This window comes from Bacillus sp. JKS001846, from assembly GCF_900176455.1.
Lineage (GTDB): Bacteria > Bacillota > Bacilli > Bacillales > Bacillaceae_G > Bacillus_A > Bacillus_A cereus.
Map to the genome: position 1 here is coordinate 4212189 of NZ_FWYG01000001.1, position 15268 is coordinate 4227456.

Consider the following 15268-nt stretch of genomic DNA (forward strand, 5'->3'; position numbering starts at 1 on the left):
ATCAACTTTAAAAAAGCATATCTAAATTATACGATTCGGTAAATATACAGAGAATGTAGTTCCTTCTCCAACAACACTTGATACAGAAATTTTACCGTCATGGCCTTGAACAATATTTTTCGCAATTGCAAGCCCGAGTCCTGTTCCACCCTTTTTCCCACGTGTTCTTGCTTTATCAGCTTTATAGAAACGATCAAATAAAAATGGAATATCCTCTTCTGGAATGCCTACACCCGAATCTTGTACTTCAAAAATGAGGCCATTATTTTTCGTATCAATTACAAGCGTTACATGTCCACCCGCATTCGTATGACGAATTGCGTTATCAATCAAGTTCGTCAACACTTGTTCCATCCGATCTGCATCAAACGCATATTCTTCAATCTGATTCCGGAAATCAACTGTTAGTTCAACTTCTTTATCCTTTGCAATCCCTTGGAATTTACGACCAATTTTTTCCACAAACGGATGTATGTCCACTTCACCAATATGTAACTCTACGTGACCGCTTTCCATACGAGCTAAATCTAACAATTCATTTACAAGTTTACCTAAACGAACGGATTCATCATAAATGATTTGAACAAACTCATCTATTTCCTCTTTCGTTTGCACAATATCATCTAAAATCGCTTCACTATACCCTTGCAGCATGACCATCGGTGTACGAAGTTCATGTGATACATTCGCAATAAAGTCTTGACGCATTTTCTCAAGACGACGTTCTTCCGTCATATCTCGCAGTACCGCTACAGCCCCACGAATTTTCGTTTGATTGTAAAGTGGTGTCATAAGAACTACATAGTTCCCTTTTTGTAAATTAATTTCAACAACTTGTTGTTGCTCGCTTTCTACAACGAGATGGAATAGCTCCACAAGTTCAGAAGGTAATTTTTTACTTAACTCTATCTCTTTTTCTTCTTGCCAAACTTGTAAGAAATGTTCAGCCGGTGGATTAATAACTACGACTTCACCTTCTTGATTTAACGTAATAACTCCATCTGCCATACTACTCAAAATACTAGCTAACTGTTCTTTTTCTTGCTGCAAAGCATTCATATTAAACTTCAACTGTTTACCCATTTGATTTAAGGCCGTTGCCAGCTCACCAATTTCGTCCTGAGATACCATAGGAGCCTTTGCATCAAATTTCCCACGTGACACTTCAAAAGCAACCTCACGCATTTTACGAAGCGGTGCTGTAATCCGAGTAGATAAGAAGAACGCAAAGAAAGTTGTTAATATAATCGCAATCCCAGCGGCTAAGAAAATGAAATCAGTCGTTCTCTCCATATCTTTTATTGGCACTTGTAAAGATTCATATACGAACACTGCGCTTTGATTTTTTGATTGCACTGGTTTCCCAACGATCACAATATCATTTTCAGTGCTTTTATTCTTTCTACTATCAGAAGCTTTTCTAATGTTGTTCTTAATTTCTTTTTTGTCCGTAAAAACAGCGGCTAATTCTTTATCTTCTTTTAAATTATCCATTGTAAGGGTGACTAACCCTTCTTGTTTCGGTGAAGAAGAGATTTCCTTGCCATCTTCTACAATAATAATCCTTGAAAGTGGATCAGAGAATTTGTACGCGATGTTCTCAATCGTTTTTACATCGGCACCTTCTTCAATTAATTCCGTAACACTTGTTGCAACTTTTTGAAGTCTATTTTCACTCATATCAACATAATACGTTCTAAAAAATTGTGAAAGTAAAATCGCAACAAATCCAAGAACAAACGAAACGAGAAGTAATATGGTCATCCATAACTTCCCTACTACACTTCTCCAAAGCATCAGTCGTTCACAACCTCAAATTTGTAACCTACACCCCAAACAGTAACAATCATTTTCGCTGCATCTGGTGATTTTTTGCTTAACTTCTCACGTAAACGCTTTACATGTGTATCAACTGTACGTAAATCTCCGAAGAATTCATATTGCCATACTTCTTTTAACAGCTGCTCACGATCGAATACTTTATCAGGAGCTTTCGCTAAAAATAATAGTAACTCATATTCTTTCGGCGTTAAGTTTACTTCATTGCCATCTGCAGTAACACGGTGTGCATCGTTATCAATTGTTAAGTGAGGGAATACAGTAACATCTTTTGTCGTTGTATCTTGTGTAAAGAATGTTGTTGGTACAGCACGACGTAATACCGCTTTCACACGTAGCACGACCTCACGTGGACTAAACGGCTTTACAATATAATCATCTGTTCCAACTTCAAATCCTTGTACTCTATTTACTTCTTCACCTTTTGCTGTCAGCATAATAATTGGTGTCGCTTTCTTCTCACGAACCCCTTTACATACTTCAATGCCATCTTTACCAGGCATCATAAGATCTAATAAGATTAAATCGTAATCATTTTGCAACGCCATTTCTAAAGCTGTATCACCATTATCTGCTTCTTCAATCGTATATTGTTCTCTTTCTAAGTACATTTTCAATAAACGACGAATACGATCCTCATCATCTACAATTAAAATTCTTGATTCATTTTCCATCTCTACCCGCTGCGTACTCTCACCTCAGCGGTTCACACCTACCCTTCTTTAACTATTATGTTGCGCTATTCTCGTTTATTTAAGCAATCTTCTAAATGTTTCACTTCCCATATTATGCTTCACAAGAATAATAAATTTTGTTCAATTTTTTTCCAAAACTATGTATTTTTTTTGAACTGTATATAATGTCCTCGACATCATTTTACAAAATCAACCGCTACTTTGTCATGTTTTTCTCAAAAAAGAAGAAAAGTTGACAAAAATAAAATAGGAAAGTGACACGCACTCTCCTATTTTATTTCTCTATGCATATGAATGTAAACCGGCAATAATTAAGTTTACTACAATAAAGTTAAACATAATGATTGCAAAACCAATTACTGCAAGCCAAGCTGATTTCTCCCCATGCCACCCTTTAGATAATCGTAAATGTAGTACTGCAGCATAAAAGAGCCACGTTATAAGTGCCCAAACCTCTTTCGGATCCCATCCCCAAAAGCGCGTCCACGCTATTTGAGCCCAAATCATCGCAAAAATTAATGCACCTAATGTGAAAACTGGGAATCCAATTGCAATAGATCGATATCCGATTTCATCTAGTAAATCACTATTCGTATTCTTTACTAACGGCTGAAGTGCCGCCGATACTCGCTTCCGTAAAACAAGTCTTAATACAATATACAGTAATGTTCCAATTAACACTGACCAAATAACAGTATTTAATTTTTTCGCATTTACAATTGCTGGAACTTCAACTGCCGGTTCTAATTTATTTTCTGTCAGTAACTTCCCTTCGTGCGGTCCAACTAAAGCCGGAAGATTGTACTTCATTTCCAGTTGCTGTTCATTTTTATCAATCCATTGAAACTTCGCTTCATATTTCATACTAGAAAATACCGTTGTTACTCCAATAAATCCAACTGTACAAACAAGTGTAAATACTACCGTCTCTAGCCAAAATGTACGTTTACTTCTCGTCGATTGATCTACATTTTTCAATAAATACATAACACCTGTAATAAAACTAATCGCTAAAATGGCTTGTCCTGCTGCTGCCGTCGTCACGTGAATATGTAACCAATTACTTTTTAAAGATGGAATAAGCGGAGATATTTCCCTCGGAAACATACTTGCATAGGCAATTAATAAAAGCGCAACTGGTAATGCAAATAGTCCGATTATGCTTACACGGTACATAAAATACATGACAATAAATGCTCCTACAAGCATCATGCCGAAAAATGTACCGAATTCAAAAAAGTTACTAACTGGCGCATGCCCTGATGCAATCCACCTTGTAACAAAATATACTGTTTGTGCTATAAACCCTAAAATTGTAATCGTTATTCCTACATTTGCCCATTTATGACCCTTTTCTTTAATGGCTCCCCCAAAAAATAGAGTCGCAATTAAATATAAAATAAATGCGGTAAAGAGAAAGTTACTACTTATTTGCACCATATCGTTTCCCCACCTTAACTAATTTTTTTATCAATTACTTTATCATTTGGCTGTGGAATTGCTGTACCTTCTATTACTCTTTCAATATCTTTCTTTAAACCGAACCAATTTTTATTTGTATGCCCTGCAATCCACCATTCATCATTAACACGTTGTATCCAAATACGGCGATGATTCCAATACATACCTTGAATGACACCAACCATAAATATAAATCCTCCAATGCCGAGAATCCAAAGCGTTAAATCTTTTCTTACAGTAAGTGCTGTTGCATTTTGCATTTCAACACCTGCAAACGACATTTTATATTTGTTGTTTCCATCTGGTTCTATATTTTGCTGAATACCAACAAAACTCACTTCACCATCTGGTGTTTCAGGTGTAAACATTTTAAATACAAATGCAGGATTGTTTGGTAATTTCGTTTTCGTATTTGGTTTTCCATTCTCATCAAAATAAAAATCAGGAAAATAGCTTAATAGTTCTAGAGAATAACCAGTTCCTAAATCATATTTTTCCTTAGGATTCGTTAAATCTACTTTAATCGGTCCCCACTTTTGATTATTTTCTTTATTTTGTAAGTTAAAGGACATACTTTTAAATTCACTTTCTTTATAATCCACTTGATACACTGCAAATTGATCAAATTTCAGTGGTTCATTCACTCGAATTTCCGCTTCTTTTACTTTTTCTAATTTCGGTTTTTGTCCTGCTATATTTTCTCCTACTGCTTTATATAATACGGCATTCGTTTGGAAGTTTTTCGCAATCATTTTATCGCCTACACGATCAATCGCTTCATCAAAAACTTCCTTGTCCTTACTTTTATCATAAACTTCTTTTATAAATTTCTCGTTTTTTAAGTAGTATTGTCCATCCGTCCCTGGTATCTCTTTCGTTTCACCGTCACGTAACCAAAGTGCTTCGTCTACGTACATACTCGGTAAAAAACGAAGCATCGCACCGAATAAAAAGATAATAAGACCGATATGATTTACATATGGACCCCAACGCGAGAAGCGTCCCTTTTCTGCTAAAACGTTTCCGTCTTCCACTTTCACGTTATAGTTTCTTTTCTTTAAATTCTTTTGCACTCTTTCCAGGTCACCTTCTTGCGGTGTACCAGTCCCATATAATCTCTGTCTCTTTAAAAAGCTAGGATGTCTTTTTACGCCTTGCTTTTTTAAAGCTTTATAAAGTGGAATAACACGGTCTAAACTACATATCACAAGTGAAATACCGATAGAAGCAATCAAAATCATATACCACCATGAACCGTATAAATTATTAAACCCTAATTGATAGTATAATTGTCCTAAAAATCCGTATTCTTGTTTATAATATTCAGCTGGTGCAATCCCTGGAGTTATGTACATTTCTTGCGGAAAAATAGTTCCTATCGCTGATGCAGCTAAAGTTATTACGATTAGCCATACACCCACTTTTACAGAAGAGAAAAAGCTCCAAATTTTATCGATTATCGTTTTTGTCTGCGTGAGAGATCTCCGTGCACTCCCCTCATAGCGCATATCCAATAGTTTTGTATTTTCATTGCTTTCAAATGGTTTCCCGCAAGCTTCACAAAAAACGGTTCCTATCGGATTAACATGTCCACATTCACATTTAATTTCTTTCAACACTCTCACCGCCCCTGTATCTATATGTACTATTGTATATTCTAACCTCAAGTTACCGCAATACTCAGAATTTTTAAACCAGAGGCACTATAGACACGCACCCCTTATGTAAAGGCTTTCTTTATTACGGAGTAATTTTCTTTAAATACCCTTCTAACTGTTCTTTCGTTTGTTCACCTATAATTTGCTCCACTACTTTTCCATCTTTATCAATCAAAAAGCTTGTCGGTAATGGACCTACTCCATATGTTCCTATAATCTTTTGTCCTTTATCAATGACAACTGGGAATTTCAAACCATACTGGTTCACAAAGTTCTTTACTGCAATATCCGTTTCATCTGCATCTAACGCTATGATTTCAACACCTTTTTCTTTATACTTTGGATATAATTCATTCATATAAGGCATTTCTTTTTCACAAGGTTTACACCACGTGCCCCAAAAGTTTAAAAATACACCTTTTCCCTTTAAATCTTTTAGTTCAATTTTCTTCCCTTCTAAATCCGTCACAACAAAGTTAGGTGCTTCTTTTCCGATTTGCATTTTCTCTTTATTAGCAAAGAATCCTTGATAAAGGGTAAATCCTACAGCACCACATAAAATGAGTAGAATAATAACGCGAAATAATAAGCGATTTTTCTTCATATTACTTCTCCTCTCCTCGATAAATGTTATGTATTATCTTCTGTAAATGTTGTATTGAATAAATCACCAGCAGAGCACTCCACTGGTGAATTTTTAACTCTATAGCTTATCTTGGCTTTGTAGAAGCAAGCGCGCGTAATTGTTTCACCTCATGTGGTGTCAATTCTCTCGCATCACCAGGTCGCAGGCTTCCTACTTCTAAGAAAGCATAACGTTCACGTTTTAATTTCACTACTTTACAGTCTAACGCTTCAAACATACGACGTACTTGACGATTACGTCCTTCATGAATTGTTAATTGTACAATAGCCATCTCTTTACGCTTGTCCCAAGAAATAATTTTCACACGTGCTGGTGCTGTTTTACCGTCTTCTAACGTAACACCGCGTTCTAACATGCGAATTTTCTCACCTGTTAATGGCCCTTTTATTTTTGCAACATATGTTTTTTCAACTTTATATCTAGGATGCATTAATACGTTTGCGAAGTCCCCATCGTTTGTCATTAATAATACGCCAGACGTATCATAATCTAAGCGTCCGATTGGGAATAAACGTTGTGTAATTTCCGGGAAAAAGTCCGTTACAACACTTCTTCCTTTATCGTCTGATACACTGGAAATTACGCCAGTTGGTTTATATAGTAAAAAATAAACAGGTTCTTCTTTTTCAAGAGGGATGTTATTTACTTCTACTTTATCTTGAGGAGTTACTTTTGTCCCTAACTCCTTCACTATTTTTCCATTAACTTTCACTTTTCCTTGCTGAATTAATTCCTCAGCCTTTCTTCTCGATGCAATACCTGCTTGCGCAATCACTTTTTGTAATCGTTCCATTTCTTTTTTTCACCTCGAATTTATCTTACCTTACATTAGAAAGACTTGGCAACCGCATACGCTTTACGGCTATTCGCTTCATCTTACTTAAACAACATAGCGATGATAATAAACATATAAAGGTCAAATCATGTTTTTACCCTTTATTATTGTCCATATTTTTCATATTTCTCACAATAAAAGTTCATCATTTTGTCAAAAATACCACATAAAAAAACCACTATTAAGCTACACCTTAATAGTGGTCGTATACGTATTATAAGCGAAATAGCGTAAAAAATGAATAGTATTACTGAAACAATAAAGAAACGAACACAATTGAGCATATAATCCCGATTAAATCTGCAAAAAGTCCTACTTTTAGTGCATCCCCCATTTTTCTGATCCCAACCGCTCCAAAATATACAGTTAAAATATAGAAAGTCGTATCTGTACTCCCTTGCATCGTAGAAGCCAATCTCCCAATAAACGAATCTGGCCCATATGTGGCAATTAAATCGGTCGTAATACTTAAACCAGCAGAGCCTGAAATAGGGCGTATAAGTGCTAGTGGAACAATTTCTGCTGGAACATGGATCAAATCTAACATTGGCTTCATTACCGATATCATTGCGTCTAATGCACCTGAAGACCGGAATATAGAAATAGACACAAGCATTCCAACCATAAACGGTAAGATGGAAATTGCAATTTGAATCCCTTCTTTTCCTCCCTCAACGAACGATTCATACGTCGGTACTTTCTTTACTGTGCCATATAAAAGGATAAAACCAATTACACAAGGAATTACCCATAAGGAAATTGTATTTACAATACTCATTTTTTCCGCCCCTTTCTACTCCTTCTTCGGTAAAAATAGCGGTCAATCCAAATTGCTCCAATCATAGAAAGTACTTGTGCAATAAATGTTACCCCAACAATTTCAGTAGGATTCGCTGATTCATACGTCATTCGAATGGAAATGACTGTCGTAGGAATTAATGTAATGGCTGATGTATTTAATGCTAGAAACGTCACCATAGAACGACTCGCCGAATCCTTTCCTCCATTTAACTCTTTCAGTTGTTCCATCGCTTTAATACCAAGAGGGGTTGCTGCATTACCTAGACCAAAAAAGTTTGCCATCATATTTGATAGAATAAATCCCATAGACGGATGATCCTTTGGTATTTCTGGAAACAACCTTTTTACTATCGGCATAAAAAGTGTAACTAATTTTTTTAACAATCCGGCTTCCTCTGCAATTTTCATTAAACCGAGCCAAAATACTAAAACACTAATAAGTCCTATACAAATCGTTACCGCATCTTTTGCTCCGTCAAATACAGCTTTATTCACTTCTTCCATCGTGCCATTTATCATGGCGTATACAATCCCAATGACAGCCATCGCTACCCATACGAGATTAACCATCGTTCCCAACACCTATCATGTAAGAAAAAATTTCTTTCACATTATTCCAGTAAAGTCCCGTTGTAGCTACTAACTTCCGTTTACTATAAAATAAATTCCGTTCTCCAACTTTTTCATTACCAACATAAATGTCTGTCTTCCCAACCTTTACTCCATCCGTAAGTTTTATACTTTTATGGAGTTCAACTTTTAATACTACGTTCTTTTTTTCTTCTTCAGTTAACGGTACCGAAAAACTATTTTTCGTATAAACATGGTTGGCATACTTCTTTTCATTTATTTCAGCAATTGCTCCTTGTCCTAAAACTTTCGTTTGTTTGAAACGTTCAAAACCTTTATCAAACAAATTCATATGATCATCCCAATCACTAGAGGCACTCAAAGTTACGACAATTAAATCTAGTCCATCTTTTGATGCCGTTGTCACAAGCGTTCGCCCAGCTTTCTTCGTAAAGCCTGTTTTTCCTCCTGTTGCAAATTCATAATAAGACGTTACCAGCTTATGTTTATTTTTCCACGGGTAATCCCAAGAATCTGATTTATATGTTTTGGTTCCAAAGATTTTCTTAAATGTCTCGTTTCCCATTGCATATTTCGTTAATAATGCCATATCGTAAGCCGACGAATAATGTGATCCATCTCCATCTAAGCCATGAGGGTTTGAGAAGTGCGTATCTTTCATTCCAATTTCTTTCGCTTTTTGATTCATTAAATATACGAATCCATCTATACTCCCACCCACACTTTCAGCAATTACTTGCGCTGCGTCATTACCAGATCTAAGCATGAGTCCGTATACTAAATCTTCTAACTTCACTTTTTGTCCAGGCTTTAAATAGATTGCCGATCCTTCCACCCTCACCGCTTCATTACTAACTGATACCATTTCTTTCATCTTCCCTGATTCAGCAGCTAATAAGGCGGTCATAATTTTTGTTATACTAGCAATTTTTTGAGGCTCATGTTCTGCTTTTCCGTATAATACACGACCAGACTGTTGCTCCATTAATACAGCATTTCGAGCACTGACATTGCTGTTCATCTTTGCATATGTAGGAATCGGCATAACGCTTGCATACATCATAAGAAGCGTAATGATTACACAAATTCGTCTCATATTTCCCCCCACGTCCTTTTGGCACTTTTTGTACAAGTGTATGCTTGGCCTTTTAAAATATGAACGAAATCTTCCTTCTACTTCCATTAAAAAAGACGCAGAGAATTTGCGTCTAATATGGTGTCCATTCAATTTGTTTCGCAGTTTCAAACCTTTTTTCTACATCAGGCCAATTTACAACATTCCACCAGTTTTTAATATATTCATCTTTTCGATTTTGGTATTGTAAATAATACGCATGTTCCCAGACATCTAGTACAAGGAGCGGTATCGTATCCCATTGTGTAAATAATTGATGAAGTGTACTTTGCAAAATTTCTAACCTTCCAGACCGGGGTACCCAAACGAGAATTGCCCAGCCTGAACCTTCTACTTTAGAGGCCGCTTCTGTAAAATGTTTTTGGAAACGTAAAAAGCTCCCAAAATCTTGTTCAATTTGTTGTGAAAAAGCTCCTCTTGGACTTCCACCACCGTCTTTTTTCATGTTATTCCAAAATATCGTGTGTAAGTAATGACCTGACCCATGAAAAGCCGCTTCCCTTTCCCAATGCTTAATTAAATCAAATTTATTTGTTTTTCTCGCTTCTTCCATCATCTTCTCTGCTTTATTTAACCCTTCCACGTAACTCCGATGATGTTTATCATGATGTAACATCATAATTTCTTTAGAAATATACGGTTCTAATGCATTATACGGATAAGGTAATGGCGGGAGTGTATGTCCTCCAATCGGGACAGCTCGTTCACTATCCCCTCTTTCATATAATTCATATTCCTCTTCTTCTTGCATAAATACTTCCTGCAAGTGATGCTGAATATGTTCTACATCATCGCTTATTTCATACATAAACTCTGCATCTGTTTCATACTCATGCTCTTTCATACGCTCTAATAACGTCTGAATTTTATAGGCAAGCATATGGACATCATACACTTCCATTGCGCGGCTATCTAATACGTGAAGAACACTTTCACACCAATTTTCTACTTCATGAAAGTAATCTGTAAATACACCTTGCTGATTCATGTTGCACCTCCCTAATGCTATCCACTTAACTATATTCAATGAAAATCCCTTATATAACTGTACAAAAGGAAAAGAAGCTAAGTAACCTTAGCTTCTTTTCCTCAATCAATATTTGTGTAACATCTTTGTCTGATAATCCGTCTCATAATATTCTAGTTCTTCACGCATCAATTGAAATTTACCTTCTAAACTCTTCATCACTTGCTCCAAAGATGCAGGTGGTGTTTGTTGAAAAACGATAGAATTTTTCCCTGTATATGCAGACCGACTATTTTCATACCAATGATCACTCTTCGGTGAAAAAAACTCTGCAATTACTTGATGGTAAATCTTATATAAAATTTTTTCAGCTGCTGTTTTTCGAAATGGCTGGCTATTCAACAAAACAAAACATGCATCCTGTCCTTCTTCGCAAAAAACGAGAAGTCGTCTCATTGATGCTAATACCCCTTTATAATATTGCTCATTCCCTGCTGGTGTTTCCTCTAATAAAGAAGGTAACGTATGATAATTTACATAATTGGTTATCAAATTAATAGCATCTTCTAAAAATATAGAAACTTGTTCTGTTTGATTTTCAACCATCAAATTAGACATTTTTCTCTCTCCTTTGCCATTTCACGCTATTTCTACTCTTTTATTTTTATGTAATTCAGCCAATATTTCTTGTACTTTCGACACCGTTCCCTCATCAAAATATTGTTGAAATTCTTCCATATTATTTAAATACAAACGTTTTTGCGCACGAAGCTCCTTATCTTTCACTAAACAACATATCGCTACAATATCACGCAAATATATGTTTTGTTCTTCTACTTTATACACTGGATTTCCTTCAAAAGGAGTAATTTCTTGTAAAACTTCTTCAAAATATCGAACGTATAAAACCGAAAAAGTTTTCTCTTTACCATTTAATATATATGTCACTTCAGATCTGTTAAAAAAATCTTCTGATGTATTAGGTTTCGCTTTTTCTAACTCATATCCTACGTAACCTTTTATAATCATATACTCCCCTCCCCCTCTTTCATCTTATTCTAACTTAATTTTCTGACAAACAAAATATTCTTTTAAATATACCTATATAAAAAATAGCTCGCCTATACAGGAATTTACCTTTTTATTTTTCTTGAAGTTTGTCATAATAATATTATTGTCTCAGTTTTCTTATACAAGGAGAGTTGTATTTATGTCGTTTTCATGGAAACGTTTCTTACAAATCGGGAAAATTGTCTTCCCATTTGTTGTATTAACAATTGTATTCTTTCAAGCAAAAAAAGAATTAGCGGGCATTTCTTTTTTAGAAGCGATTGATACAATTAAAAACATTCCAACTGGAGGAGTCTTTTTAGCAATTACACTTGGTGCATTCGCTGTATCAACAATGTTCTTTTATGACTATGTTATGCTTCGTTACTTAAAAGCTGATATCCCTGTCCAAAAGATTTTCCGTATCTCGTGGATTGCTAATACTTTAAATGGATTTATCGGGTTTGGTGGTCTTGTTGGAGCCGGCGTACGCACAATGCTTTATCGTCCATATATAAAAGAAAATGGAAAACTTATTAAAAGTATCGCTTGGATGACAACTGCCTTTATTAATGGATTAGCCATTCTTTCATTTCTTGGTCTCATCGGAATATTAGACACGAGATTTATTTTGCATGAAAAACCATGGCTATGGCCTGTTCTTATCTTCTTCGCTCTTTTCGTCCCTATATATATCGGATTTTCTAAATTAAAAAATAGAAAAGCGATGCAAACAGAGGAACAAGAAGAAGAGGAGAAAAACCCAACTGTTTTATACTCATTAGTTTCATTAGTCGAATGGGTATCTGCTGGTATTGTTATGTACGTCATATTACTATTATTTGGCATTGAAATCGAATTCCAAAAGTTTTTAGGCGTATATGTTATTGCTGCTTTAGCTGGTGTCGTTAGTCTTGTTCCTGGTGGCCTTGGATCATTTGATCTTGTCTTCTTAACTGGGCTTGGGCAATACGGCATCGATACAGGTGTTTTACTCCCTGCTATGTTATTATATCGTCTCGTCTATTACATCTTGCCCTTCTGCCTTGGTCTCATTTTTGCAGCTTTTGAAATGACAGGAGTAGCCATTAAAAAGTTTGAAGATAAACCTTTTATTGCGCCTGCATTAGAGACAACTGGTGTTATATGGACTTTGCAGCGTGACTTTCTAGGAAAGTTAGGTTCTTGGGCATCTGCTGCTTTAACAGTATTTGCTGGCTTAATGGTTATTTTATCAACCATTCTACCGACAAGTATAAATCGGGCACACGCCTTACATATTCTAGCTCCAAAACATCTTATTCAATTTTCTTTTAGCTTATCGCTAACATTCGGTATTCTCCTCCTCATTCTTTCGCGGGGGATATATTACGGAACAAAACGTTCTTATTATATGACGATTGTTTCTTTAATTGGAGCGGCTATTTTTAACACACTAAAAGGAATTGATGTTGAAGAAACTTTTATTTTATTAATCGTACTCGCTGTATTGTATATGCTTCGTAAAAGGTTTGTACGTGAGAAAATGGAAGTCTCACTTTCCGATATCGTAAAAGTTTTTATATTCCTACTTGTAACGTTATATTTATATAAAAACTTAGGTATTTTATTTGCAGGTGCAAAAGAAGCTTTCAAACCTGATTTTGTCGTTCGTAATATTACACAAGTGAAACGAAGTGCATTAGCAGCTGCCTTTTTTGTTCCTACTTTTTTACTAATTGGTTCACTCATTGCAAATCGTTATCGAAATGAATTTCCCGGGCAACCAGCTAATGATAAACGATTACACAACTTCTTAGATGAACATGGTGGAAATGTACTTAGTCATTTAGGTTTTTTAGGAGATAAACAGTTCTTTTTCAGTAGTGATGGAAAAGCACTCATTCTCTTCTCAATAACTGGAAAACGACTTATTGTACTAGGTGATCCAATTGGGGACCCTTCCTCCTATCGTACTGTATTGCAAGAGTTTTTAGCTGAGGCTGATCGATTTGGATACATTTGTGTATTCTATCAAATTGAAAGTAAATGGATGAGTTTATACCACGATTTTGGTTATAACTTCTTTAAGCTTGGTGAAGAAGCTGTTGTTGATTTAAATACCTTTACAATAACAGGAAAGAAACGCGCTGGCATGCGAGCTACTTTCAACCGTTTTGAAAGAGAAGGCTATACATTCTCTATTCATGAGCCACCTTTCTCCGACGAATTATATGAAGAGTTAAGAAAAGTTTCAGATGCATGGCTTGGTGGAAAAAAAGAGAAAGGTTTTTCACTCGGATACTTCGATCGTGAATATATTAGTCGCGCTCCTATCGCAACATTATCTGATGCGGATGGAAAAATTATTGCATTCACAACATTCATGCCTGTATATCAAAACGGATCATTATCTGTCGATTTAATGCGATATTATCCAGATGCGCCTAGCGGCATTATGGACGCAATTTTCATCCACTTATTCCAGTGGGCAAAAGAAAATGAATACCACTCCTTTAATATCGGTATGGCACCACTTTCAAATGTTGGTTTATCCACACAGTCTTTCTGGTCTGAACGAGTGGCTGCTGCAATCTTTAATAACGTTCGTTATACGTATAGTTTCAGCGGATTACGACATTTTAAAGAAAAATATAAACCAGCATGGAGCGGTAAATATTTAGCATTTAGGAAGAATCATTCTTTACCAATTACAATGCTCTCTGTAACAAAATTAATAGGAAAAAGAAAAAACAGCTAAATTCTTAGCTGTTTTTTCTTTTTTGAACTTGTACAATAAATTCTTTTTCATACTTCTTACCATTTATATAGAAATTCCCCCACATTTTATACGTGCCCTCGGCAGGAAATGTAATTCGGTATTGTAATTGTTCATCCGTATCTACAGGCATAGCGTATAAAAAATTCTCCTTCGTTTCATCCACTATATAGAGTGACTCTACTTCTCCTCTCTCTGAATGTAATTTCAATTTTTCACCCTTTTTCGCTTGAAACTGAAATGTTAACGTAACTGGTTCATTCGGATGTAATGCACCAAATAAAAGAGAAACTTCATACTCTCCTATTTTTTTTGTAAGTACACTGTCGATTGGAAATTTCACTTTTTTCTTATTGTTCTCCTCTTTCGTTCTACCAAAATTCTTCCTAGCGAATGACTCTACGGACTTATTTTTGTCTTCGTATAAAAATATTGTATATTCTTCGTCTTTCGCTATTTTGGAAGATAACTTATATGACCCGTTCCCTGCAAATGTGGGTTTAATTTGTTGTATGTTTTTTAACTGTCCATCTACAATCACTGCCCGCATTTGATCATTTACACCACGAATTTCATTATTCTTGTTGTTTAACAACTGAAATACAATATCTACTTTCTCATTTCCCTTTCCATTCGAAACATCCCACTTTACTTCCTGAACATCTCCTACAGTCTCTTCGTTTTCTTGATATTTTTTTATGTAAAATCCTCCTGCCACAATAAGTACTAACGCAATAAGCCCGATGACAAGATTTTTCAAAACATCACCTACCATTTTTATTGTCTCTATTCATACAAAACTTCTTAAGATATATATTCTAGATTATGATTT

Annotated in this window: 14 protein-coding genes; 1 reads left to right on the forward strand and 13 read right to left on the reverse strand. The window is 35.5% G+C overall.

The genetic code is table 11. The features are described 5' to 3' along the window. Positions 1-21: 21 nt before the first annotated feature. The 12 genes from resE to B9A45_RS22480 all read right to left on the reverse strand — a co-directional run bounded on the left by resE (position 22) and on the right by B9A45_RS22480 (position 11657). A complete protein-coding gene (resE, locus tag B9A45_RS22425; RefSeq protein WP_000964697.1) occupies positions 22-1797 on the reverse strand; it encodes a sensor histidine kinase ResE in 1776 nt (591 codons plus the stop codon). Further along, complete coding sequence (gene resD, locus B9A45_RS22430; RefSeq protein ID WP_000426861.1) at positions 1797-2513, reverse strand: DNA-binding response regulator ResD; 717 nt, start codon at positions 2511-2513, stop codon at positions 1797-1799. Before resD ends, resE begins: the two co-directional genes overlap by 1 nt. Positions 2514-2816: 303 nt before the next feature. Continuing rightward, entirely contained in the window at positions 2817-3974 is a 1158-nt protein-coding gene (resC, locus tag B9A45_RS22435; protein WP_000250080.1) for a cytochrome c biogenesis protein ResC, read from the reverse strand. Between the two features lie 14 nt (positions 3975-3988). Then, the gene (resB, locus tag B9A45_RS22440; protein ID WP_000910547.1) at positions 3989-5614 is read right to left on the reverse strand and encodes a cytochrome c biogenesis protein ResB; all 1626 of its coding nucleotides are present in this window, start codon (positions 5612-5614) and stop codon (positions 3989-3991) included. Between the two features lie 121 nt (positions 5615-5735). After that, the gene (gene resA / locus B9A45_RS22445; protein WP_084065121.1) at positions 5736-6257 is read right to left on the reverse strand and encodes a thiol-disulfide oxidoreductase ResA; all 522 of its coding nucleotides are present in this window, start codon (positions 6255-6257) and stop codon (positions 5736-5738) included. Between the two features lie 106 nt (positions 6258-6363). Continuing rightward, complete coding sequence (gene rluB, locus B9A45_RS22450) at positions 6364-7092, reverse strand: 23S rRNA pseudouridine(2605) synthase RluB (RefSeq protein WP_000440556.1); 729 nt, start codon at positions 7090-7092, stop codon at positions 6364-6366. Positions 7093-7381: 289 nt separating this feature from the next. Further along, entirely contained in the window at positions 7382-7912 is a 531-nt protein-coding gene (gene spmB / locus B9A45_RS22455; protein WP_000029516.1) for a spore maturation protein SpmB, read from the reverse strand. Next, the gene (spmA, locus tag B9A45_RS22460; protein WP_000247811.1) at positions 7909-8505 is read right to left on the reverse strand and encodes a spore maturation protein SpmA; all 597 of its coding nucleotides are present in this window, start codon (positions 8503-8505) and stop codon (positions 7909-7911) included. Before spmA ends, spmB begins: the two co-directional genes overlap by 4 nt. Then, positions 8498-9622: a D-alanyl-D-alanine carboxypeptidase family protein gene (locus B9A45_RS22465; RefSeq protein ID WP_001252636.1), complete on the reverse strand. Its 1125-nt coding sequence runs from the start codon at positions 9620-9622 to the stop codon at positions 8498-8500. The genes spmA and B9A45_RS22465 overlap by 8 nt, the downstream gene beginning before the upstream one ends. Before the next feature lie 112 nt (positions 9623-9734). Continuing rightward, the gene (locus B9A45_RS22470; protein WP_001075739.1) at positions 9735-10649 is read right to left on the reverse strand and encodes a superoxide dismutase; all 915 of its coding nucleotides are present in this window, start codon (positions 10647-10649) and stop codon (positions 9735-9737) included. Positions 10650-10754: 105 nt separating this feature from the next. Then, positions 10755-11246, reverse strand: a complete 492-nt coding sequence (locus B9A45_RS22475) for a YpuI family protein (protein ID WP_000067556.1) — start codon at positions 11244-11246, stop codon at positions 10755-10757. Positions 11247-11267: 21 nt separating this feature from the next. Beyond that, positions 11268-11657 (reverse strand): hypothetical protein, encoded by a 390-nt coding sequence (locus B9A45_RS22480; protein ID WP_000584363.1) that lies wholly within the window; start codon positions 11655-11657, stop codon positions 11268-11270. A 181-nt stretch (positions 11658-11838) separates the two neighbouring features. Between B9A45_RS22480 and mprF the strand changes: the two genes are divergently transcribed. After that, a complete protein-coding gene (gene mprF, locus B9A45_RS22485) occupies positions 11839-14418 on the forward strand; it encodes a bifunctional lysylphosphatidylglycerol flippase/synthetase MprF (RefSeq protein WP_000010888.1) in 2580 nt (859 codons plus the stop codon). Positions 14419-14422: 4 nt separating this feature from the next. Here the strand turns inward: mprF and B9A45_RS22490 are convergent, their stop codons facing one another. Further along, positions 14423-15211 (reverse strand): hypothetical protein, encoded by a 789-nt coding sequence (locus tag B9A45_RS22490; RefSeq protein WP_000232610.1) that lies wholly within the window; start codon positions 15209-15211, stop codon positions 14423-14425. Between the last annotated feature and the right edge of the window lie 57 nt (positions 15212-15268).

What these genes read in the sequence shown, in the direction of transcription:
- B9A45_RS22475 (WP_000067556.1), bottom strand. Translation starts at nt 11,246, where the DNA reads ATGTCTAATTTGATGGTTGAAAATCAAACAGAACAAGTTTCTATATTT.
- resA (WP_084065121.1), bottom strand. Translation starts at nt 6,257, where the DNA reads ATGAAGAAAAATCGCTTATTATTTCGCGTTATTATTCTACTCATTTTA.
- spmA (WP_000247811.1), bottom strand. Translation starts at nt 8,505, where the DNA reads ATGGTTAATCTCGTATGGGTAGCGATGGCTGTCATTGGGATTGTATAC.
- B9A45_RS22470 (WP_001075739.1), bottom strand. Translation starts at nt 10,649, where the DNA reads ATGAATCAGCAAGGTGTATTTACAGATTACTTTCATGAAGTAGAAAAT.
- B9A45_RS22465 (WP_001252636.1), bottom strand. Translation starts at nt 9,622, where the DNA reads ATGAGACGAATTTGTGTAATCATTACGCTTCTTATGATGTATGCAAGC.
- resD (WP_000426861.1), bottom strand. Translation starts at nt 2,513, where the DNA reads ATGGAAAATGAATCAAGAATTTTAATTGTAGATGATGAGGATCGTATT.
- spmB (WP_000029516.1), bottom strand. Translation starts at nt 7,912, where the DNA reads ATGAGTATTGTAAATACAATTTCCTTATGGGTAATTCCTTGTGTAATT.
- resC (WP_000250080.1), bottom strand. Translation starts at nt 3,974, where the DNA reads ATGGTGCAAATAAGTAGTAACTTTCTCTTTACCGCATTTATTTTATAT.
- mprF (WP_000010888.1), top strand. Translation starts at nt 11,839, where the DNA reads ATGTCGTTTTCATGGAAACGTTTCTTACAAATCGGGAAAATTGTCTTC.
- B9A45_RS22490 (WP_000232610.1), bottom strand. Translation starts at nt 15,211, where the DNA reads ATGGTAGGTGATGTTTTGAAAAATCTTGTCATCGGGCTTATTGCGTTA.
- resE (WP_000964697.1), bottom strand. Translation starts at nt 1,797, where the DNA reads ATGCTTTGGAGAAGTGTAGTAGGGAAGTTATGGATGACCATATTACTT.
- rluB (WP_000440556.1), bottom strand. Translation starts at nt 7,092, where the DNA reads ATGGAACGATTACAAAAAGTGATTGCGCAAGCAGGTATTGCATCGAGA.
- B9A45_RS22480 (WP_000584363.1), bottom strand. Translation starts at nt 11,657, where the DNA reads ATGATTATAAAAGGTTACGTAGGATATGAGTTAGAAAAAGCGAAACCT.